The organism is Pantoea sp. LS15 (assembly GCF_012241585.1).
In the GTDB taxonomy this organism is placed as follows: Bacteria; Pseudomonadota; Gammaproteobacteria; order Enterobacterales; family Enterobacteriaceae; genus Enterobacter.
Window position 1 is genome coordinate 69,808 of sequence record NZ_JAAVXA010000007.1, and the last position, 22,033, is coordinate 91,840.

Here is a 22,033-nt window from a genome sequence, read left to right on the forward strand (position 1 = left end):
GACGTGCTACAGTGGCTAAAGGTTCCCAGCTACGGAGTACGTAAACGTTTATGATACGTTTCGCAGTCATTGGAACGAACTGGATCACACGCCAGTTCGTCGACGCCGCCCACGAAACCGGCAAATATAAACTCACCGCAGTCTATTCCCGCAGTCTTGAGCAGGCTCAGACCTTCGCGAACGATTACCTGGTCGAACATCTGTTCACCTCGCTCGACGAGATGGCGAAAAGTGACGCCATTGACGCGGTTTATATTGCCAGCCCGAACTCCCTGCACTTCCCGCAAACCAGGCTGTTCCTCAGAAATAAAAAGCATGTGATTTGCGAGAAGCCGCTGGCCTCGAATATTCAGGAAGTGGAAGCCGCCATTGCGCTTGCCCGCGAAAATCAGGTGGTGTTGTTCGAAGCGTTCAAAACCGCCAGCCTGCCGAACTTCCTGCTGCTACAGCAGTCCCTGCCGAAAATTGGCAAAGTGCGTAAAGCCTTTATTAACTACTGCCAGTACTCATCGCGCTATCAGCGTTACCTCGACGGCGAGAACCCGAATACCTTTAACCCGGCCTTCTCTAACGGCTCGATCATGGATATCGGTTTCTACTGCCTGGCTTCCGCCGTGGCACTATGGGGTGAGCCACACAGCGTCAGTGCACAAGCCAGCCTGCTGGAAAGCGGCGTAGATGCGCACGGCGTGGTGATGCTGGATTACGGTGATTTCAGCGTCACGCTGCAACATTCAAAAGTGAGTGATTCTGTGCTGCCAAGTGAAATTCAGGGTGAAGCGGGATCGCTGGTTATCGAAAAGATTTCTGAGTGTCAGAAGCTGAGCTTTGTCCCACGCGGCGGGAAAGCACAAGAGCTGACGCAGCCTCAGCATATTAACACTATGCTCTATGAGGCAGAGGTCTTTGCCCGTCTGGTCGAAGACAACGAAGTGAACCACCCAGGACTCGCGGTCAGTCGCACCACGGCGAAACTGCAAACGGAGATCCGCCGTCAGACTGGCGTAGTCTTCCCGGCAGATGACGTGAGCGCAGAAGCTATCGCGTAAAGCTGTGTAATAAAATCCTGTCAACCATTGACGAAACCGATGGTCTGACATATTTTGTTACCCGCAAAGGGGAGTAACTTCCTTGCCGGTGGATCGTCATTACGATGCGTGCAATACCGCATCCGGTCGCCGGGCAACCCTCGTGGTTGTAAGTGAGACCTTGCCGGAAGGCGAGGTCTATGCATAAAAAGCTAACGGCTATCGTCTTCTGACCATAGCCGTTTTTGTTTTTTTATGTGTAAGGAAAATAGTATGCATTCTGTCGGCACTCCAATGTTGTGGGGCGGATTCGCGGTTGTCGTGCTCATCATGCTGGCGATCGACCTCTTTTTGCAGGGACGGCGCGGCGCGCACGGCATGACCATGAAGCAGGCCGCCGTCTGGTCGCTGGTGTGGGTTACCCTCTCCCTGCTCTTCTGTGCTGCCTTCTGGTGGTATCTGGCCTCGACTGAAGGCCGCGCGGTGGCCGATCCTCAAGCGCTCGCCTTCCTCACCGGTTATCTGATTGAAAAAGCCCTGGCGGTTGATAACGTCTTCGTCTGGCTGATGCTGTTCAGCTACTTTGCCGTGCCTGCTGCCCTGCAGCGCCGCGTGCTGGTCTATGGCGTGCTGGGCGCAATCATTCTGCGTACTATCATGATTTTCGCCGGTAGCTGGCTGATTACTCAGTTTGAATGGCTGCTGTATGTCTTCGGTGCGTTCCTGCTGTTCACCGGGGTCAAAATGGCGTTGGCAAAAGAAGATGGCTCAGCGATTGGCGATCGCCCGCTGGTGAAGTGGATCCGTGGCCATCTGCGCATGACCGACAAGATCGAGAGCGAGCATTTCTTCGTACGTAAGAACGGTCTGCTGTTTGCCACCCCGCTGCTGCTGGTGCTGATTCTGGTGGAGCTGAGTGACGTGATTTTCGCGGTAGACAGTATCCCGGCTATCTTCGCCGTGACCACTGACCCGTTCATCGTTCTGACCTCTAACCTGTTCGCCATTCTTGGCCTGCGTGCCATGTACTTCCTGCTGGCGGGCGCGGCGGAGCGCTTCTCAATGCTGAAGTACGGCCTGTCGGTGATCCTGGTATTTATCGGTATCAAGATGCTGATTGTCGATTTCTACCATATCCCGATCGCCATTTCGCTCGGCGTAGTGTTTGGCATTCTGATCGTAACGCTGATTATCAATACCTGGGTTAACCGCCAGCACGATAAGAAGCAGCAGGTGGAGTAAAACGTTCAGTGCGGACTGATGCCCTCTCCTACAGGGAGAGGGTGAACACACTTTTGTAACGCAGTAGTTAAAAAATATGATGCAACACGTAAAATCCAGCATTTTACGCTTCCGCCTTTCGCTGCTTTCCCTGATACTCAACCAGGCAAACAAATACTTACATCCGGACATAAATGTGACTTAGAGCACATCCAGGATGGAACGCAATTTCACTCAGGAATAACGTATGAGCACACAATCAAGCGGTCTGTTCGCGCGCCTGGCGCAGGGCAGCCTCGTTAAACAAATTTTGGTCGGGTTGGTACTGGGTATTCTGCTGGCGATGGTGTCAAAACCTGCTGCAGAAGCCACGGGACTGCTCGGTACCCTTTTCGTTGGCGCACTGAAAGCCGTCGCACCAGTACTGGTACTGATGCTGGTCATGGCATCGATTGCTAACCACCAGCACGGACAAAAAACCAACATTCGCCCTATTCTGTTCCTGTATCTTCTGGGAACCTTCTCTGCTGCATTAACTGCCGTTGTGTTTAGCTTCCTCTTCCCTTCCACGCTGCATCTGACCAGCGCTGCGGGCGATATCACACCGCCATCCGGGATTGTGGAAGTGCTGCGCGGTCTGCTGATGAGCATGGTTTCTAACCCAGTCACGGCGCTGATGAGCGGAAACTACATCGGTATCCTGGTCTGGGCGATTGGTCTGGGCTTTGCGCTGCGTCACGGTAATGACACCACCAAAAATCTGGTCAACGATATGTCCAACGCCGTGACCTTCATGGTGAAACTGGTGATTCGTTTTGCGCCAATCGGGATCTTCGGTCTGGTCTCCTCCACGCTGGCAACCACCGGCTTTGACGCGCTGTGGGGCTACGCGCAGCTGCTGGTCGTTCTGGTTGGCTGTATGCTGCTGGTGGCACTGGTGATCAACCCACTGCTGGTGTTCTGGCAGATCCGCCGCAACCCGTATCCGCTGGTACTGACCTGTCTGCGTGAAAGCGGCGTCTACGCTTTCTTCACCCGTAGTTCGGCAGCGAACATTCCGGTGAACATGGCGCTGGCGGAGAAACTGAACCTGGATCGCGATACCTATTCCGTATCAATCCCACTGGGCGCCACCGTGAACATGGCGGGTGCGGCCATCACCATCACCGTCCTGACGCTGGCGGCGGTCCATACTCTGGGTATTCCGGTGGATCTGCCAACTGCATTGCTGTTGAGTGTGGTGGCGTCGCTGTGTGCCTGTGGTGCATCCGGCGTGGCGGGCGGTTCACTGCTGTTGATCCCGCTGGCGTGCAATATGTTCGGTATCCCGAATGAGATTGCCATGCAGGTTGTTGCCGTCGGCTTTATCATCGGCGTGCTGCAGGACTCCTGCGAAACCGCGCTGAACTCCTCTACCGACGTGCTGTTCACCGCAGCGGCCTGTCAGGCGGAAGACGCGCGTTTAGCGAAGAACGCCCTGCGAGGTTAACAGCAAAACGGCAACCCTGAGGGTTGCCGTTTTTAGTGTTTGTACCCTCTCCCCGTGGGAGAGGGCCAGGGTGAGGGCACCAGCCCGCACTCTACTTACAGCGTCACACCACTCTTAAAGATCGCCAGCTCGCGGAAATCGTTCTTCTCGTTGCAGGTCTGCTTGCCGTTGGCAAACTCCACGATAGTATCTACAAACTCCGTCAGCAACGGCGACATCGCTTTGCCGTGAATGAGCTGACCGGCATCAAAGTCGATCCAGTGTTTTTTCTTCGCCGCCAGCTCGCTGTTAGTCGCAATTTTCACTGTTGGTACAAAACCACCGTAAGGGGTACCTCGGCCCGTACTGAACAGCACCATGTGACAGCCAGCCCCGGCCAGCGCACTGGTTGCCACGGCATCGTTACCCGGAGCACTCAGCAGGTTCAGGCCGTGCGTTTTCAGCCGCTCACCGTAACGCAGAACATCAACAACCTGGCTGGCCCCCGCTTTCTGGGTGCAGCCAAGGGATTTCTCTTCCAGCGTAGTAATCCCGCCCGCTTTATTACCCGGCGACGGGTTCTCATAAATCGGCTGGTTGTGGGCGATGAAGTACTGTTTAAAGTCATTCACCATGGTGACGGTTTTTTCAAACGTCTCTTCGTCGCGGCAGTGGCTCATCAAAATACGTTCCGCACCGAACATTTCCGGCACTTCGGTCAGTACCGTCGTGCCGCCGTTGGCGATCACGTAATCCGAGAAGCGGCCCAGCATCGGATTGGCGGTAATACCGGACAGGCCATCAGACCCGCCGCACTCCAGACCAAACTTCAGCTCGCTCAACTTGCCCGGCTCGCGTTTGTCGTGGCGCATCACCTCATACAGCTGGTGGAGTTGCTCAATACCCGCTTCCACTTCGTCATCCTGGTGCTGGCATACCATAAAATGCACGCGTTCAGGATCAAACTCGCCCAGCGTGTCACGGAAGGCATCGACCTGATTGTTTTCGCAGCCCAGGCCGATCACCAGCACCGCGCCCGCGTTCGGGTGGCGTACCATGTTTTGCAGCATGGTACGCGTGTTGATATGGTCGTCGCCGAGCTGTGAACAGCCGTAAGTATGGCTGAACAGATGTACGCCATCGGTGCCTTCAGCATTGTTGGTCTCTTTCAGAAAGCGGGTCTGAATTTGACGTGCAATCCCATTCACGCAACCGACAGTAGGGAGGATCCACAGCTCATTGCGGATCCCCACTTCACCACTGGTGCGACGGTAGATCTGCACTTCACGATCCACCGCCTGACTCTCTTTCGCGGGTAAATCAGGTTGATAGCTGTACTCGTCCAGATCGCTCAGATTAGTACGGGTATTGTGAGAATGAATGTATTCACCCGGCACAATATCCGCAAGCGCATGGCCAATCGGCAAACCATATTTCACCACGTTCTCCCCTTTAGCGATGGGGATCAGGGCAAATTTATGTCCGCGTCCAATGGCCTGACGTAACGTGACCGACTGATTATCAAAAGTGACTTCCGTCCCTTCGGTCAGATCCGCCAGCGCTACGGCCACGTTATCCAGCGAATGGATTCTGATGTATTGCATATCAACCTCAAACGGCCTTAATTCAGTTCAATGGCGAAGTAGTCACGCGCATTGTTAAAGCAGATGTTTCTCACCATTTCACCCAGTAACTGGATATCTGCTGGCGCTTCGCCGGCATGGACCCAGCGGCCAATCATCTGGCACAGAATGCGGCGGAAATATTCATGACGGGTATAGGAGAGGAAGCTGCGACTGTCGGTCAGCATGCCAACAAAGCGGCTTAACAGGCCAAGCTGCGCCAGCTGTGTCATTTGACGCTCCATGCCATCTTTCTGGTCGTTGAACCACCAGCCTGAGCCGAACTGCATCTTGCCCGGCATCCCTTCCCCCTGGAAGTTGCCGACCATGGTGCCCAACACTTCGTTATCGCGCGGGTTCAGGCAGTAGAGAATGGTTTTTGGCAGCAGGTTTTGTTCGTTCTGCTTGCTCAGCAATTTAGACAGCTCTTCTGCCAGCGGACGATCGTTGATGGAGTCGAAGCCCACATCCGCCCCCAGCAGCTTGAACTGGCGCTGGTTATTATTACGCAGTGCACCAATGTGGTACTGCTGTACCCAGCCGCGACGGGCATATTCTGCGCCGAGGAATACCAGTACCGCCGTTTTGAACTGAGCAACCTGGTGTTCGCTCAGGGATTCACCGGACAAGCGACGCGCCAGGATGTTGTCCAGCTCGGCTTCGTTTGATTCCGCAAACAGCACAACGTCCAGTGCGTGGTCAGAGACTTTACAGCCGTGCGCGGCAAAGTGGTCCAGACGTTTGGTCAGCGCGGTTTGCAGGTCTGCGAAACGACGAATGTCGGTATCAGAGACTTCTGCCAGCTTCGCCATGTACTCGTTGAATGTGGCCTGTTCGATATTAAAGGCTTTATCCGGACGCCAGCTTGGCAGCACTTTGATATCAAACGCGGTGTCTTTGGCGATCACGGCGTGGTGCTCAAGGGAGTCAATCGGATCGTCGGTCGTACCCACCATCTTCACGTTCATCTGCTTCATGATACCGCGCGCAGAAAATTGCTCCTGCGCCAGCAACGCGTTGCACTGATCCCAGATTTCATCCGCCGTTGTCGGGGAAAGCAGCTTACCCGTAATGCCAAATGGACGACGCAGTTCAAGGTGCGTCCAGTGATACAGCGGGTTGCCGATGGTATGCGGAACTGTCGCTGCCCATGCGTCAAACTTCTCACGGTCAGTCGCATCGCCAGTACACAGACGTTCAGCCACACCATTGGTACGCATCGCGCGCCATTTGTAGTGGTCACCTTTCAGCCAGATGTCATACAGATTTTTGAAACGGTAATTTTCGGCAACCTGCTGCGGTGGCAAATGGCAGTGGTAGTCAAAAATTGGCTGGTCTTTTGCGTAGTCGTGGTACAGGCGGCGGGCAAATTCAGTATCTAACAGAAAATCTTCGGTCATAAACGGCGTCATTATCGTCTTCCTCGTAACGGGAGCGTCAGAAAGCGTATGTTCATATGCTGCAAAGTTATCACACCAATTTCCATCAACCGAAGCTTTTTTCGTGAGTGAGATCAATAAACGTCAACAAATAAATTACCCTAAATGGAGCAAACCCTTCTCCAGGCCGCGCCAGAACTAGCTTTGCACGCAAGAGATAATGTCCCTACAAATAATCATACATTTGTGATGTCACTCACCTTTTGAAGTTGTATGACAAGTTATCTTTTTCGCCGTCGCAAACACTCAGCCGACGGAATGCATTACCGATGTGAGAGGCATCGGGTTTAACGGTACGGATACCGACTTATGCACGCTTACTTATGGCAAGGTTCGGGCCGTTCCGGGACATTCTCCCGGCTACGCCCCTCCCGTTACACAACAGCTCCCGGAAACGGTTGAGAGGTTGCCGTGCTCTGGCGCGGAAATAACATAACGATGAGGTTTTAGATGCGTAAAATTAAAGGGTTACGTTGGTATATGATCGCACTGGTGACGTTAGGCACCGTGCTGGGCTACCTGACGCGTAACACCGTGGCAGCTGCAGCGCCAACGTTGATGGAAGAGCTGCATATTTCCACGCAGCAATACTCCTACATCATTGCCGCTTATTCCGCGGCTTATACCATCATGCAGCCTGTTGCAGGTTATGTGCTGGATATTCTCGGTACCAAAATCGGTTATGCCTTCTTCGCTATCGCCTGGGCAATTTTCTGTGGTGCAACCGCACTGGCAGGCAGTTGGGGTGGGCTGGCACTGGCTCGTGGTGCGGTCGGCGCGGCAGAAGCCGCGATGATCCCAGCAGGGCTGAAAGCCAGCTCCGAGTGGTTCCCGGCGAAAGAGCGTTCCATTGCGGTCGGTTACTTCAACGTGGGTTCGTCCATCGGTGCGATGATTGCGCCACCGCTGGTGGTGTGGGCTATCGTAATGCACAGCTGGCAAATGGCGTTCATCATCTCTGGCGTGCTGAGTTTTGCCTGGGCAATGGCGTGGCTGGTTTTCTATAAGCACCCGCGCGATCAGAAAAAACTGTCTGAAGAAGAGCGTGACTACATCATTGGCGGTCAGGAAGCGCAGCATCAGACCAACAACGGCAAAAAAATGTCTGTCTGGCAAATCCTCGGCACCCGTCAGTTCTGGGGTATCGCCCTGCCACGTTTCCTGGCTGAGCCAGCCTGGGGTACCTTTAATGCGTGGATCCCGCTGTTCATGTTCAAAGTCTACGGCTTTAACCTGAAAGAGATCGCGATGTTCGCCTGGATGCCGATGCTGTTCGCTGACCTGGGCTGTATCGTGGGGGGATACCTGCCACCGCTGTTCCAGCGCTGGTTTGGCGTGAACCTGATTGTTTCCCGTAAAATGGTCGTGACCATGGGTGCGCTGCTGATGATTGGCCCGGGCATGATCGGTCTGTTCACCAGCCCATATGTCGCTATCGCCCTGCTGTGTATCGGTGGTTTTGCTCACCAGTCACTGTCCGGTGCGCTGATTACGCTTTCCTCTGATGTCTTCGGTCGTAACGAAGTCGCTACAGCAAACGGCCTGACCGGTATGGCAGCCTGGACCGCAAGTACGATGTTTGCACTGGTGGTGGGTGCGCTGGCGGATACCATCGGCTTCAGCCCGCTGTTCGCCGTACTGGCTATTTTCGACCTGATGGGTGCGGTGGTTATCTGGACGGTGCTGAAAAGCAAATCGGCAGAAGAGCTGGCGAAGGAGTCGCTCGGCAAACCGGCTACGCAGAGTTAGCGAAAATACGTTTCAACTAAGCCGCCTCCGGGTGGCTTTTTTAATGGCAAAATCTGGAGAGTGGCATGCAAAAGTGGTATAACAAATCATCTGCCGTACCCTGCCTGGAGCGCATATGGAAATCACCGAACCACGTCGTTTATATCAACAACTTGCTGCGGAGCTGAAAGATCGCATCGAGCAAGGGGTCTATCTTGTCGGTGATAAACTTCCCGCCGAGCGCTTTATCGCGGATGAAAAAAGCGTCAGCCGCACGGTGGTGCGTGAAGCGATTATCATGCTGGAAGTGGAAGGGTATGTTGAAGTGCGCAAAGGTTCCGGTATTCATGTGATTTCGAATCAGCCGAAACACTCTCCGGTCGCAGATGAAAGTCTGGAATTCGCCAGCTATGGTCCGTTTGAGCTGCTCCAGGCTCGCCAGCTGATCGAAAGCAATATTGCGGAATTCGCCGCGACGCAGGTGACCAAGCAGGACATCATGAAATTGATGGAAATCCAGGAGAATGCCCGTAAGGAAAAATGTTTCCGGGATTCAGAGTGGGATCTGCAATTCCACGTTCAGGTCGCCCTGGCAACTCAAAATACGGCGCTGGCGGCAATCGTTGAGAAAATGTGGACTCAGCGTGTTCACAACCCGTACTGGAAGAAACTTCACGACCATATCGATTCCCGAACTGTCGACAACTGGTGTGACGATCACGATCAAATCCTTAAGGCGCTGATTCGTAAAGATCCTCATGCCGCTAAACTGGCAATGTGGCAGCACCTGGAAAATACGAAGCTGATGCTGTTCAATGAAACCAGCGACGACTTTGAATTTAACGCTGACCGCTATCTTTTTGCCGATAATCCCGTCGTTCATCTCGATACGGCATCCAGTGGCGCAAAATAGATCACCTTTTCGCTGGCAGGCGCTTCGTTGCGCCTTCCGGCTTACGTGGGTAAGCAAAACATATATAGTGTCAGCCTTTGTAAATCCCCTCGCTCACTTCCTGGGCTTACGCCAAAATCATCCCACCCCGCAAATTCTGTGACGCAGACCGTTGGGCTTTGTTACAATTGGATTCAATTCCTTATTTTGTAAGTTAGTGCTTGCTAACCAGCCAATTAACAGGGAACAGTGTTGGCCACACCGCAATGTGTCCGCGAGCGACCATAATGAAATCACTACAATGTCGCCGTGCTGTTTGTCCCGGATAACAGGCGTGACGTTAACCGATTTCCAGGAACACTGAATGGAACTTTTGACCCAACTACTGCATGCCCTCTGGGCGCAGGATTTTGAAACGCTGGCCAACCCTTCCATGATTGGCATGCTCTATTTTGTCTTGTTTATGATCCTGTTCCTTGAGAACGGTTTGCTGCCTGCCGCCTTTTTACCCGGTGACAGCTTGCTGGTGCTTGTCGGCGTACTGTGCGCCAAAGGGGCAATGGCGTTTCCACAAACCATTTTTCTTCTGACCGTCGCCGCAAGCCTCGGCTGTTGGGTGAGCTATATCCAGGGACGATGGCTGGGCAATACCCGGCTCGTGCAGAACTGGCTCTCTCATCTTCCTGCCCATTATCACCAGCGGGCGCACCACCTTTTCCATAAGCACGGGCTCTCCGCGTTGCTGATTGGCCGCTTTATCGCCTTTGTACGCACCCTGTTGCCAACCATTGCGGGTCTGTCCGGATTGAGCAGCACACGCTTCCAGTTCTTTAACTGGATGAGTGGCTTGTTATGGGTGCTGATCCTGACAACGCTGGGCTATGCGCTGGGTAAAACCCCTGTCTTCATGAAGTATGAAGATCAGCTGATGTCGTGCCTGATGCTGCTGCCCGTTGTTCTGCTGGTCTTCGGTCTGATTGGTTCACTGGTTGTCCTGTGGAAGAAAAAATACGGAGCCAGGAGCTAACAATGGTTATCTCCCTGCGTCGTTGTGCGTACGCCCTGATCGCCCTGGTGCTTGTTAGTGCCATGCTTCTGGTCTGGAGCGCGCTTTCGCATCAGGAGTCTACGCTGGCCATTCGTCCGGTTACTCAGGGTGCCAGCGTGCCAGATGGTTTTTCTGTCTGGCACCATCTGGATGCGAACGGGATCCGCTTTAAGAGCATCACCCCGAAGGATGATGTTTTACTGATCACGTTTGATTCCCGTGCGCAAAGCGCCGCCGCGAAAGTGGTTCTCGACCGAACGCTGCCGCAAGGATATATCATTGCCCAGCAGGAAGATGACAGCCAGCCTACAGCCTGGTTCTCATTGATTCGTGATACGTCGCATCGGCTTGGATAATTTCCAGGATTCCGAATCTTTTCACTCACTTTGGTGAATCCCCCGTTTACTTACTATGCTTAAGTACGCGGAGCACCCCTCAAATGTACTCCGCATAACTTTGGATAGCGGCTTACGCCGTAACACAATGGAAGGTTTCGATAATGAAATTCCGCATTACTCTTGCTCTGGCCCTTTTTTCTTTAAGCACAGCGTCCTTCGCAACCTCTCTTTGTCAGGAGAAAGAACAGGATATTCAGCGTGAGATCGGTTATGCCGAAAAGCATAACAATCAGCACCGTGTTGAGGGTCTTAAAAAAGCGCTGAGCGAAGTGAAAGCGAACTGTTCAGACAGCAAGCTTCGTGCCGACCACCAGAAAAAAATCGCTGAACAGAAGGACGAGATAGCTGAGCGCCGTCGCGACCTGCAGGAAGCGAAAGAGAAAGGGGATGCGGAAAAAATTGCTAAGCGCGAGAAGAAGTTGAAAGAAGCGCAGGATGACCTGAAAGCGCTGGAAGCTCGCGATTATTGAGTTAACGGAAATCTCAACAGGAGAAAATCATGTCAAAAGATACGACGTCTGAAAATCTGCGCGCTGAACTGAAATCCCTGGCTGACACTCTGGAAGAGGTGCTGAACTCCTCCGCCGATAAATCTAAGGAAGAAGTCAGCAAACTGCGTAGCAAAGCGGAACAAGCGCTGAAAGAGAGTCGCCACCGTCTGGGTGAAACGGGTGATGCGCTGGCGAAGCAAACCCGCGAAGCCGCTGCACGTGCTGATGAATATGTTCGGGATAATCCCTGGACGGGCGTAGGTATTGGTGCCGCGGTAGGTGTAGTACTGGGTGTCCTGCTCACGCGTCGTTGATTATGGAAGATCCTCGTCACGCACAAGGGCCTGCTAAAAACGTCCTCGGCATCGGCCAGCGTATTTTAACCACGCTGGTCGGCATCGCCGAAACCCGCATCCGGCTGGCCGTCGTTGAGCTGGAAGAGGAAAAAGCGAACCTCTTCCAGATACTGCTGATGCTCGGGCTGACCATGCTCTTCGCCGCGTTCGGTCTGATGAGCCTGATGGTACTCATCATCTGGGCCATTGACCCGCAGTATCGTCTTAACGCGATGATTGCCACCACCGTCGTCCTGCTGCTGGCAGCGTTGATTGGCGGTATATGGACACTGCGTAAAGCACGTAAATCCACTTTCCTGCGCCACACGCGCCAGGAACTGGCTAACGATCGCGCCCTGCTGGAGGATGACAAGCCGTGAGCGACAAAGCCGAACGCCAGAAACGTAAAGCGTTTCTGTTAAGCCAGATCCAGCAGCAGAGGCTGGATCTGTCAGCCAGCCGCCGCGACTGGATCGAGGCGACGCGTCCGCTCGATCGCGGCTGGAATACCTTCCTGAACGTCCGTTCCTGGGCGCTGGTCGGCACCAGCATTATGGCTATCTGGGGCGTTCGTCACCCAAGTAAGCTTATTCGCTGGACGCGTCGGGGCTTTGGAGTCTGGAGCGCCTGGCGTCTGGTGAAAGCAACACTGCGCCAGCAGCAGCTGCGGTAGCCTTCTCGCCGGGTGGCGCTGCGCCACCCGGCAAAATCCCCCTCCCTTCCTCAATATCTTTGAAAAAGATTGACAGTTTTCCTTGCTAACAATTGTCATTCGTCACGTTTATGATTCTCTCCATCGACAGCAAGAACGCGGTATCTACCCGGAATTGCAGACAAATAAAGTTCAGCCGCTAATGTGGTTTCCTGGAGAGTAAAATGAAAAAATTAGAAGATGTTGGTGTACTGGTCGCGCGTATTCTGATGCCAATTCTGTTCATCGTTGCAGGTTGGGGCAAAATCACCGGTTATGCGGGTACCCAGCAGTATATGGAAGCCATGGGCGTGCCGGGGTTCCTGCTGCCACTGACCATCCTGCTTGAGTTCGGCGGCGGTCTGGCAGTTCTGTTCGGCTTCCTGACCCGTACCACAGCGCTGTTTACCGCTGGCTTTACCGTACTGACGGCGTTCCTCTTCCACAGCAACTTTGCTGAAGGCGTGAACTCCCTGATGTTCATGAAAAACCTGACTATTGCTGGTGGTTTCCTGCTGCTGGCCATCACTGGCCCAGGCGCATACAGCATCGACCGTGTTCTGAACAAGAAATGGTAAGCACACGCTATACTGAATGAACACAAGCGAGGGGATATCTCCTCGCTTTTGCTATCTGACGGAGGAGAAAAAAATGGGACAACTCGTAGACGGCATCTGGCAGGATGTCTGGTATGACACCAAATCTACCGGAGGCCGCTTCAAGCGCTCAGTTTCCGCCTTCCGTAACTGGCTGACTGCCGATGGTGCCCCAGGCCCGAGCGGCGAAGGCGGTTTTGCGGCCGAGAAAGACCGTTACCATCTTTATGTTTCACTCGCTTGTCCGTGGGCGCACCGCACGCTGATTGTACGCAAGCTCAAAGGTCTTGAGTCCTTAATTCCCGTTTCGGTGGTGAACCCGCTGATGCTGGAAAATGGCTGGACGTTTGACGCCGATTTCCCTGCAGCAACGGGAGACGATCTCTATCACCACGATTTCCTGTACCAACTGTATCTGCGTGCCGATCCGCACTACACCGGGCGCGTTACCGTTCCGGTATTGTGGGACAAGAAAAACCAAACAATCGTCAGCAACGAGTCTGCGGAGATTATCCGCATGTTCAACACCGCGTTTGATGCCCATGGCGCTCGCGCCGGAGATTATTACCCGGTTGAGCTGCGCGATAAAATTGATGAGCTGAACAGCTGGATTTACGACAACGTCAATAACGGTGTCTACAAGGCCGGTTTTGCCACCAGCCAGGAAGCGTATGACGAAGCGGTCGGGAAAGTATTTGAATCGCTGGCGCGTCTGGAACAGCTCCTCGGTCAGCATCGCTATCTGACGGGCAACCGACTGACGGAAGCAGATATTCGTTTGTGGACCACGCTGGTGCGCTTTGATCCGGTGTATGTCACCCACTTTAAATGCGACAAGCACCGCATCAGTGACTACCTGAACCTGTATGGTTTTCTGCGTGACATCTACCAGACACCAGGTATTGCCGAAACGGTCGATTTTGACCACATTCGCACCCACTACTACCGCAGCCATAAGACCATCAACCCAACGGGCATTATCTCCATTGGCCCGTGGCAGGATCTGAATGAGCCGCACGGTCGTGACGTCCGTTTCCGCTAAATATTAAGGGTATCAATAGATGCCCTTTTTTAATTCACAATCTCCATCTATCCTTATCTCGATCGCTTAGAAAACAAGTGATTGACCGATTACAGAGGCAGGGAAAAATGGACTGGTATTTAAAAGTACTGCGTAACTACATTGGATTTGGTGGCCGTGCGCGCCGTAAAGAGTACTGGATGTTCGTTCTGGTGAACTTCATTTTCATCCTGGTGCTGGGTATTGTGGATAAAATCCTGGGCTGGGAGCGGGCGAGCGGGGAAGGTGTTCTCACATCCATTTACGGCATATTTATTCTGCTGCCCTCCTGGGCCGTACAGTTCCGCCGACTACATGACACCGATCGTTCAGCGTGGTGGCTATTGCTGCTGTTGATCCCGGTTGTGGGCTGGATTGTCATCTTGATCTTCAACTGTCAGAGCGGCACGCCAGGCGAAAACCGCTTTGGTGCCGACCCTAAACTCAATGCCTGATTCATTGCCCGGTGGCGCTTGCGCTTACCGGGCCTACAGTTCTATTTATTATAATGAGCGAAAAGCTTCGGGATTTCGCGTAAACACCATGATTTGGCTTCGCCCATACTGTCGCGACGCCACGCCATAATGATATCCACCTCGTGGCTATATTCCGGGCTGACAACGCGCAGCCGCCCTTCTGCAATGTCTTTTTCGACAAACGGGTACGGCATGGTCGCCACGCCCAGGCCAGCCAGCAGCGCCTGTCGTTTATCTTCCAGTGAAGTCACCGTCAAACGAGGTTGTTTATCCAGCAGTTGCACCGTTAGCACCGGACGTTCACGTGCGGTATCTGCTACCGCCACGCCGCGATACTTCACGCGCGTCACTTCAGAGAGCGGCTCAGGCTCCTGATGGATCGGGTGATTGGGTGCAGCGACATAGACGTTCATCACGCTATAGAGCTTGCGGGAGTTGATTTCCGACGAGGAGCGGAAGTGCATGTCCGGGGCAATAACGATATCCGCCCTGCCCGTCTCCAGACGCTCCCATGCACCTGCCAGTACCTCAGTAATGATCGACAGCTGGGTGTTCGCCTTATCTGCGAGGCGATCTACAAGCGGAAACAGTGCTTCGGTGGGTACCAGTGCTTCGGTAACCAATGTCAGATGGGTTTCCCAGCCTCGTGCCAGTGCTTCGGCATCCGTCGTCAGCTTGTCCGCTGCCTCCAGCAGGACGCGACCACGCTCCAGCAGCATCCGTCCAACGTTGGTGAATTTTGTTCGATGACCGGAGCGGTCAAACAGCACCACATCCAGCTCTTCCTCCAGCTTCTGCATGGTGTAGCTCAGCGCAGACGGAACGCGCCCCAGTTCATCTGCCGCCGCCGCAAAACTGCCACGTCGGTCAATTGCGTCCATGACGCGAAGCGCCTCAAGCGTCAATGCTCTCTCTTTAGCCATCTCGTTCTCATTCAGGAAATTTGAACATACCCGGCAGAATATCTGGCTAACAATGAAGCGTCCATACCTTTACCATTGTTTTAGTGTAAAGAGAGGTCAAGTTTATGATTACGACAAGAACAGCTAAACAATGCGGACAAGCCGATTTCGGTTGGCTGCAGGCCCGCTACACCTTTTCCTTTGGACACTACTTTGACCCGAAACTCCTCGGTTACGCTTCATTGCGCGTGTTAAATCAGGAAGTGCTCGCCCCGGGCAGCGCCTTCCAGCCGCGAACGTACCCGAAAGTCGATATCCTGAACCTGATCCTGGAAGGCGAGGCAGAATACCGCGATAGCGAGGGCAATCATGTCCAGGCAAAGGCTGGCGAAGCGTTGTTGATTTCCACACAGCCAGGCATCAGCTACAGCGAGCATAACCTCAGCAAAGAGAAGACGCTGACCCGTATGCAACTTTGGCTCGATGCCTGTCCGGAGCGGGAAAATCCACCGGTACAGAAGGTAGACCTGACGGGCGATAAGCAGCAGCTGATTGCCTCCCCGGACGGTAGCAAAGGCAGTCTGCAACTGCGCCAGCAGGTATGGCTGCATCACATTGAACTGAAGAAAGGCGAACAGGCAAGCTTCCAGCTTCATGGCCCGCGAGCCTATCTGCAGTCAATCCACGGCACGGTGCATGCGGTGACGCACACGGAAGAGAAAGAAGCGCTCACCTGTGGTGATGGAGCGTTTATTCGTGATGAAGCGAATATTACGCTGGTTGCTGATACACCACTGCGAGCGTTGTTGATTGATTTGCCGGTGTAATCGATTCCCCCCTCTGAAGAGAGGGGGGAAAATTCACGACACCTTACTCGCCATAATCTCAATAATTTGCTGATCCGTTGCCTGCATTGAGCGGCACGCAAGCGCGCACAGATTCGCGATCGATTGCTCTACATCATGCGCCACGATCCCTTCATTTCCCGTCACAGCAGAATCATCCAGCGCCATCATCACCGCTTTCCAGCTACTTGCCACGCTGGTAGAAACTTTCATGGCGCAGCTGTTAGACGCCCCATCGCAGATCATCCCGCTGACATCACCGATCATACTGCCAATCGCCATTGAGATAGTCTGGTAGCTTCCGCCCATCAGCCAGGCCATTCCTGCCGCAGCCCCCATTGCTGCCGTGGTGGCCGCACACAGTGCCGACAAACGTGGAAGCTGGGAATGAATGTAGATTGCCGAAAGATGTGACAACATCAGAGCTCGTGCGAGTCGTTCGTCATCAGCCTGAACGTGTTCAGCGACTACCACTACCGGTAGGGTAGCAGTGATCCCCTGATTCCCGGACCCGGAATTGCTCATCGCAGGTAGCGTCGCACCGCCCATCCTGGCGTCAGAGGCCGCGCTGGTACGGATAACAATGTCCGACCCCAGATCCTGCGCCATCCATCCACGCGACCGCTGTTTATTGAGTGTTGCGCCAATGTGCAGCCCCCACTTCCCACTGAGCCCTTCACGGGAGAGGGCATCATTCAACTTCCCGGCCTCCAGGATAAAACGGATGGCCTCAAACGGGATGTGTTCCACAAACTCAAGGATCTGCGACAGCGTAGTGTTTGACAGCACTGCCAACGGATCGTCACTCACCTCGCCTTGCTGATCGTCAAGCGCAAAGCGCGTTGTCCCCTGGCAAACCACCTCCACTACTCGCGTATGTCCTCCAGCGATAGTCACCATTGCCGAGGAATTCCCGGCGTAAACGCAGACTCTGGAGTAAAGAATTTCATCGCACGGCGCCTGCAGTTTCACCTGCACCTGACCTGCTTCCAGCAGAGCTTTAGCACGTGACAGCGCATCGGCTGTGACATCTTTCAACACCTCCAGCCCGGCATGCGCGTTGCCGCCAATGGCCCCCAGCGCCGCCGCAATGGGTAACCCGACCATGCCGGTACCCGGCACCGTCACGCCAAGCCCGTTTTTCATCAGATTCGGTGATACCCACGCCTCAATCTGCGTGACGTCACCTGACAGATGCTCCGCAGCAATCGCGCAGGCCAACGCCAGAGAAACCGGTTCGGTACACCCAAGTGCAGGTTTAACTTCTTCCTGCACCGTTCGAATAAATTGCTTCCATAAAATTTGAGTTTGCTCAGACATCGTTACGACCTTATTTACCCTCAGGAGAATGCGAGGAAAGGAGAAACACAAAGCAGCAACCCGGTGATGACAATGATCACCAGCGATACGCCTTTATATTTATGCAGTGCCGGGACTTTGTAGACCAGCCATGCAGGGATTAGGCAGCCCACCATGCCGAAGATGGGGCTACAAATGGAAGTGAAGCTCAGCACCGGCGCGTTTAATACAATTGCGCTCCAGGCCAGCAGGATGGCGAACAGCATAATGCCGCGCTGAACGTTGTTTTCATTGATTTTTTCTGCCGGCATTTTGCGACGCAGGATGTTCATTACGATACCCTGCGTAGCCTCGCGAAAGCCGAGATAGACCCCGAAGAATGCGGTCATTACGGCAAAGATATTCAGGATCACGCTGACAATCTTGACCCAGCCCGCACCATCACCACTGATAAACTGCGCCGCGATCGCCAGGGCAGAAATATTCTGTTCGTAGGCTTTTACCGCCTCATCGTGGCCCATTGCCAGCGTGAAGGAGACAGCATAGAAAAAGACCGTCACAAACAGCACGCCAAAAGCAATATTCATTGCCCGCAATGCTTTGTGCCGCGCCACCTCAACCGATTTTTCCCGTGAACGATAGGAGATGACCATCGGGCTTAAGGTTTGAATAAAGAGAATGGACGTTAAGGTAAAGGGCAGCGTAATAATGGCGTTTTTAATCAGCAGGCCCATTGGTGGCAGCATGCCGACATTGGCTAAATGCCAAAGACCAATCATTGACAGACCCAGCGCGGCAACCACGAATAATTTGGTCAGCACCATCAGGCTGGATACTTTAAACAGCAACTTTTCACCGCGCGATGAAATGGCGACCAGAATGCAGATCAGGAATAAACCATAAAAAGGGTTTTCAGAGAGCAGAGTGTCTGTGACACCAAAGGTATGTAAATACGAGGCGCTGTCGTTGGTGATGGCCGTGGAATAGACAAACATCCAGATCACCAGCATCACGAAATAGAGCGCACCTAATAAGATGCCCCAGTTTTTACCTAAATAACCGCTAATGACGCTCGGGTAATCTTTGCATTCCGGGGATTCGGCCAGCGTATTAATAAACAGACGCTGGAACAAATACATGGCCGGATAACCAATAATCGAGGAAAGTAAAAAGACCCACAGCCCCATTAATCCTACCTGTACCGGCAGAAAAACAATCCCCGCACCGATAGCCATCCCGATACTCATGATGACCCAACCTGTGTCGGTGCTGTCGAATTTAATCGCCTCTCGCCATTCGCTTTCACGCATCCCCGCTCGTCTAGCTGCCGGGGAATCATTCACAATCACACTGCTGTTTGTTGCCGTATCCATTGGGCACTCGCTTATTTTGTAGGGTAATCAATTGTTTTTATAGGGTTCCGATCGCCAGCGATTGCGATTCAGACAGCTGCAGGTGTGTGTTATTGGTGTGGAAAGATCATATCTGGAGAGAGGGAGAAAAAAGTCACAAGTTTTGTGAGGATTTACTAAACCGAAAGGAAAATTTCCTACACAACAGAAAGAAAGACCATTAATTTTCTAAAAGTGATGGCGATCAAGAAATAAAAAACCCGCGCCAGGCGCGGGTACGAAATCACTCGGCCAGTGCGTTAGCCATATCCGTTCTAATCTGTTTACGCTGTTCCGGCGTCAGAACCTGGCTGACATCGAAGTAATATTTCACGCGGTAGTAACGGGTCTGCTCTTCAATTTTGCTGAATGCGGTAAGCTGGCTTTTCACTGTGCTTTCGTCCCATTTACCCGCCTGGAACATGTCGATCAGCGCACCATCCTTCACGCCCGTCATCGGGATCTTACTGACATTTTGTTCCAGCTGCTTATGCAGATCTTCAATCTTCTTAACCTGCTCATTGCTGAGCTTCAGATGCTGTACCAGCGGATCCTGCGCTGGAGACGGGGCAGCCTCTACGTTAGCGGCCTGTGCCGTAAAACTGCATACCGCCAGCGATACTGCAACCAAAGCAATACGGGTCATTTTCATCATCTTACTGTCCTTACATTCTGTTATAGGGAAAAGCAGGCGTATTGTTTTTCAAGAGCGGATGAATATGTGTGAATAATTATATAAACAATTTTGTATGTTTAGCGGGCAAAAAAATGCCCCCTGCAAAGGGGGCATGAGAACTCGCTTTTGTCAGATCGATTGAGTAAATGTTCGCGAAATCACATCCTGCTGCTGCTCGCGTGTCAGCGCATTAAAACGCACCGCATAGCCTGAAACTCGGATCGTCAGGTTCGGATAGTTCTCCGGATGCGCAATGGCATCCAGGAGCATTTCCCGGTTCATGACGTTAACGTTCAGATGCTGCCCGCCTTCGATAGCCGCTTCGTGGTGGAAGTAGCCGTCCAGTAACCCCACCAGGTTGGTTTTGCGAACCAGTTCGTCCTTACCCAGCGCCTGCGGCACAATCGAGAAGGTATAGGAGATGCCGTCTTTCGCATAGGTGAACGGTAGCTTAGCAACCGACGTTAACGAAGCCACCGCTCCTTTTCTGTCGCGGCCGTGCATCGGGTTCGCGCCAGGCGCAAACGGCGTGCCGCCGCGGCGTCCGTCCGGCGTGTTCCCGGTCTTCTGGCCATACACCACGTTAGAGGTGATGGTGAGGATCGACTGGGTCGGTACTGCATTTCGGTAGGTTGGCAGCGCCTGGATTTTCTTCATAAAACGCTCAACCAGATCGCAGGCAATACTGTCCACGCGGTCATCATTGTTGCCGTACTGCGGGTAGTCGCCTTCAATCACGAAATCAACCGCCAGACCGGTATGGTCGCGAACCGGTTTCACCGTGGCATATTTAATGGCCGACAGGGAATCCGCCGCCACCGACAGGCCAGCAATGCCGCAGGCCATGGTGCGGTATACGTCCCGGTCGTGCAGCGCCATCAGCGAAGCCTCGTAGCTGTACTTGTCATGCATATAGTGAATGAGATTCAGCGCGCTGATGTACTGCACCGCCAGCCAGTCCATAAAGTGATCGAGGCTCGCCATCACGGTATCGTAATCCAGCACTTCATCCAGCAGCGGCTCGGTTTTCGGTCCCACCTGGATCTTCAGTTTCTCATCCACCCCACCGTTAATTGCGTACAGCAGCGTTTTCGCCAGGTTGGCGCGGGCGCCAAAGAACTGCATCTGCTTGCCGATCACCATCGGGCTGACGCAGCAGGCTATCGCGTAGTCGTCACTGTTGAAGTCAGCCCGCATCAGATCGTCGTTCTCATACTGCAGCGACGAGGTAACGATCGACACCTGCGCGGCGTATTTCTTGAACGCTATCGGCAGTTTTTCCGACCAGAGGATCGTCAGGTTCGGCTCCGGCGCTGGCCCCATGGTGTGCAGGGTGTGTAAATAGCGGAAGCTGTTTTTGGTCACCAGTGTGCGGCCATCCAGCCCCATCCCGCCGATCACTTCCGTCGCCCAGATCGGATCGCCGGAGAATAGCGTGTCGAACTCCGGCGTACGCAAGAAACGCACCATGCGGATCTTCATGATGAAGTGGTCGATCAACTCCTGCGCCTGGACTTCATTCAAGCGTCCTGCCTGCATGTCACGTTCAATATAAATATCGAGGAACGAGGCCGTGCGCCCCAGCGACATCGCCCCGCCATTTTGAGATTTCACCGCCGCCAGATAGGCAAAGTAGACCCATTGCACCGCTTCCTGGGCGTTTATCGCCGGACGTGAAATATCAAAGCCATAGTTCGCCGCCATCTGCTGGATCTGCAGCAGCGCACGCTTATGCTCCGCCAGCTCTTCACGCAAGCGGATCGTCGCCTCCAGATCTTCACCGCGCTCCAGCCTGCCCTGCAGATCCGTAAACTGGAGTTCACGTTCGCGCACCAGATAAGCGATCCCGTATAGCGCCACGCGACGGTAGTCACCGATGATGCGTCCGCGCCCGTAGCCGTCTGGCAAACCGGTTAACACGCCGGATTTACGACAGCGCATCATCTCCGGCGAATAGACGTCAAACACCCCCTGGTTATGGGTTTTACGCAGGTCGGTAAACAGGTATTCAAACTGCGGATCCATTTCGCGGCCATAGGCTTCGAACGAACTGCGGATCATGTTGATCCCGCCATACGGATGCAGGGCGCGTTTGAGCGGTTTGTCAGTCTGCAGGCCGACAATGGTCTCCAGATCCTGGTCGATATAACCAGGCCCATGAGCAGTAATTGTGGTGGCAATGTTAGTATCAAAATCCACCGGGGCATGGGTGGCATTCTCCTGGCGAATGCCGACCATTACCTTCTGCCAGAGCGCCGTCGTTGCAGGCGTCGCCTGCGCGAGGAAAGCTTCATCGCCTTCATAAGGGGTGTAGTTATGCTGAATAAAATCGCGCACGTTGACGGCGTTTTTCCATTCTTCACCGCGAAACCCGGCCCATGCGTCGCTGTATGGCGCGACGCCTGTATCAATTGTTACTTTCATTTA

At 53.6% G+C, this 22,033-nt stretch carries 22 protein-coding genes; 15 read left to right on the top strand and 7 right to left on the bottom strand.

The features are described 5' to 3' along the window. Nucleotides 1-50 precede the first annotated feature (50 nt). From HED65_RS12295 to sstT, 3 genes are all read left to right on the top strand, one after another. Nucleotides 51-1,049, top strand: coding sequence for a Gfo/Idh/MocA family protein (locus HED65_RS12295; protein WP_114978795.1), 999 nt, complete (start codon nucleotides 51-53; stop codon nucleotides 1,047-1,049). A gap of 252 nt (nucleotides 1,050-1,301) precedes the next feature. Then, nucleotides 1,302-2,270, top strand: a complete 969-nt coding sequence (locus HED65_RS12300; protein WP_114978796.1) for a TerC family protein — start codon at nucleotides 1,302-1,304, stop codon at nucleotides 2,268-2,270. 226 nt (nucleotides 2,271-2,496) lie between these two features. Beyond that, a complete protein-coding gene (sstT, locus tag HED65_RS12305) occupies nucleotides 2,497-3,738 on the top strand; it encodes a serine/threonine transporter SstT (RefSeq protein ID WP_114978797.1) in 1,242 nt (413 codons plus the stop codon). Between the two features lie 95 nt (nucleotides 3,739-3,833). Here the strand turns inward: sstT and HED65_RS12310 are convergent, their stop codons facing one another. Then, nucleotides 3,834-5,321, bottom strand: a complete 1,488-nt coding sequence (locus HED65_RS12310; protein WP_114978798.1) for a UxaA family hydrolase — start codon at nucleotides 5,319-5,321, stop codon at nucleotides 3,834-3,836. Between the two features lie 17 nt (nucleotides 5,322-5,338). Further along, complete coding sequence (gene uxaC / locus HED65_RS12315) at nucleotides 5,339-6,751, bottom strand: glucuronate isomerase (RefSeq protein ID WP_114978799.1); 1,413 nt, start codon at nucleotides 6,749-6,751, stop codon at nucleotides 5,339-5,341. 477 nt (nucleotides 6,752-7,228) lie between these two features. On the opposite strand from uxaC, the gene HED65_RS12320 reads away from it, so the two are divergent. From HED65_RS12320 to HED65_RS12370, 11 genes are all read left to right on the top strand, one after another. Continuing rightward, complete coding sequence (locus tag HED65_RS12320) at nucleotides 7,229-8,527, top strand: MFS transporter (RefSeq protein ID WP_114978800.1); 1,299 nt, start codon at nucleotides 7,229-7,231, stop codon at nucleotides 8,525-8,527. Nucleotides 8,528-8,642: 115 nt separating this feature from the next. Then, nucleotides 8,643-9,419, top strand: a complete 777-nt coding sequence (exuR, locus tag HED65_RS12325) for a transcriptional regulator ExuR (protein WP_114978801.1) — start codon at nucleotides 8,643-8,645, stop codon at nucleotides 9,417-9,419. A gap of 343 nt (nucleotides 9,420-9,762) precedes the next feature. After that, nucleotides 9,763-10,425 (top strand): DedA family general envelope maintenance protein YqjA, encoded by a 663-nt coding sequence (yqjA, locus tag HED65_RS12330; RefSeq protein WP_114978802.1) that lies wholly within the window; start codon nucleotides 9,763-9,765, stop codon nucleotides 10,423-10,425. Nucleotides 10,426-10,427: 2 nt separating this feature from the next. Next, a complete protein-coding gene (gene mzrA / locus HED65_RS12335) occupies nucleotides 10,428-10,802 on the top strand; it encodes an EnvZ/OmpR regulon moderator MzrA (protein WP_114978803.1) in 375 nt (124 codons plus the stop codon). 143 nt (nucleotides 10,803-10,945) lie between these two features. Beyond that, a complete protein-coding gene (locus HED65_RS12340) occupies nucleotides 10,946-11,314 on the top strand; it encodes a DUF1090 domain-containing protein (protein WP_114978804.1) in 369 nt (122 codons plus the stop codon). Between the two features lie 29 nt (nucleotides 11,315-11,343). Further along, nucleotides 11,344-11,649, top strand: coding sequence for an ElaB/YgaM/YqjD family protein (locus HED65_RS12345; protein WP_028017098.1), 306 nt, complete (start codon nucleotides 11,344-11,346; stop codon nucleotides 11,647-11,649). A gap of 2 nt (nucleotides 11,650-11,651) precedes the next feature. Then, the gene (locus tag HED65_RS12350) at nucleotides 11,652-12,050 is read left to right on the top strand and encodes a phage holin family protein (protein ID WP_114978805.1); all 399 of its coding nucleotides are present in this window, start codon (nucleotides 11,652-11,654) and stop codon (nucleotides 12,048-12,050) included. Then, nucleotides 12,047-12,343, top strand: a complete 297-nt coding sequence (locus HED65_RS12355) for a YqjK-like family protein (RefSeq protein ID WP_108090513.1) — start codon at nucleotides 12,047-12,049, stop codon at nucleotides 12,341-12,343. The genes HED65_RS12350 and HED65_RS12355 overlap by 4 nt, the downstream gene beginning before the upstream one ends. A gap of 203 nt (nucleotides 12,344-12,546) precedes the next feature. Beyond that, nucleotides 12,547-12,939, top strand: coding sequence for a DoxX family protein (locus HED65_RS12360; protein WP_114978806.1), 393 nt, complete (start codon nucleotides 12,547-12,549; stop codon nucleotides 12,937-12,939). Between the two features lie 73 nt (nucleotides 12,940-13,012). Beyond that, nucleotides 13,013-13,999, top strand: a complete 987-nt coding sequence (locus HED65_RS12365) for a glutathione S-transferase family protein (RefSeq protein WP_114978807.1) — start codon at nucleotides 13,013-13,015, stop codon at nucleotides 13,997-13,999. A gap of 107 nt (nucleotides 14,000-14,106) precedes the next feature. After that, complete coding sequence (locus HED65_RS12370; RefSeq protein WP_114978808.1) at nucleotides 14,107-14,472, top strand: DUF805 domain-containing protein; 366 nt, start codon at nucleotides 14,107-14,109, stop codon at nucleotides 14,470-14,472. A 41-nt stretch (nucleotides 14,473-14,513) separates the two neighbouring features. Here the strand turns inward: HED65_RS12370 and HED65_RS12375 are convergent, their stop codons facing one another. Beyond that, nucleotides 14,514-15,416, bottom strand: coding sequence for a LysR family transcriptional regulator (locus HED65_RS12375; RefSeq protein WP_028017092.1), 903 nt, complete (start codon nucleotides 15,414-15,416; stop codon nucleotides 14,514-14,516). Between the two features lie 104 nt (nucleotides 15,417-15,520). Between HED65_RS12375 and HED65_RS12380 the strand changes: the two genes are divergently transcribed. Continuing rightward, nucleotides 15,521-16,222: a pirin family protein gene (locus HED65_RS12380; RefSeq protein ID WP_114978809.1), complete on the top strand. Its 702-nt coding sequence runs from the start codon at nucleotides 15,521-15,523 to the stop codon at nucleotides 16,220-16,222. A 33-nt stretch (nucleotides 16,223-16,255) separates the two neighbouring features. Here HED65_RS12380 and HED65_RS12385 read toward each other — a convergent pair whose 3' ends face one another. From HED65_RS12385 to pflB, 4 genes are all read right to left on the bottom strand, one after another. Beyond that, nucleotides 16,256-17,560, bottom strand: coding sequence for an L-cysteine desulfidase family protein (locus tag HED65_RS12385; protein WP_114978810.1), 1,305 nt, complete (start codon nucleotides 17,558-17,560; stop codon nucleotides 16,256-16,258). 20 nt (nucleotides 17,561-17,580) lie between these two features. Beyond that, nucleotides 17,581-18,912: an SLC5/6 family protein gene (locus tag HED65_RS12390; protein ID WP_114978811.1), complete on the bottom strand. Its 1,332-nt coding sequence runs from the start codon at nucleotides 18,910-18,912 to the stop codon at nucleotides 17,581-17,583. Between the two features lie 262 nt (nucleotides 18,913-19,174). Next, nucleotides 19,175-19,585 (bottom strand): Spy/CpxP family protein refolding chaperone, encoded by a 411-nt coding sequence (locus HED65_RS12395; protein WP_114978812.1) that lies wholly within the window; start codon nucleotides 19,583-19,585, stop codon nucleotides 19,175-19,177. Between the two features lie 150 nt (nucleotides 19,586-19,735). After that, the gene (gene pflB, locus HED65_RS12400; protein WP_114978813.1) at nucleotides 19,736-22,030 is read right to left on the bottom strand and encodes a formate C-acetyltransferase; all 2,295 of its coding nucleotides are present in this window, start codon (nucleotides 22,028-22,030) and stop codon (nucleotides 19,736-19,738) included. Between the last annotated feature and the right edge of the window lie 3 nt (nucleotides 22,031-22,033).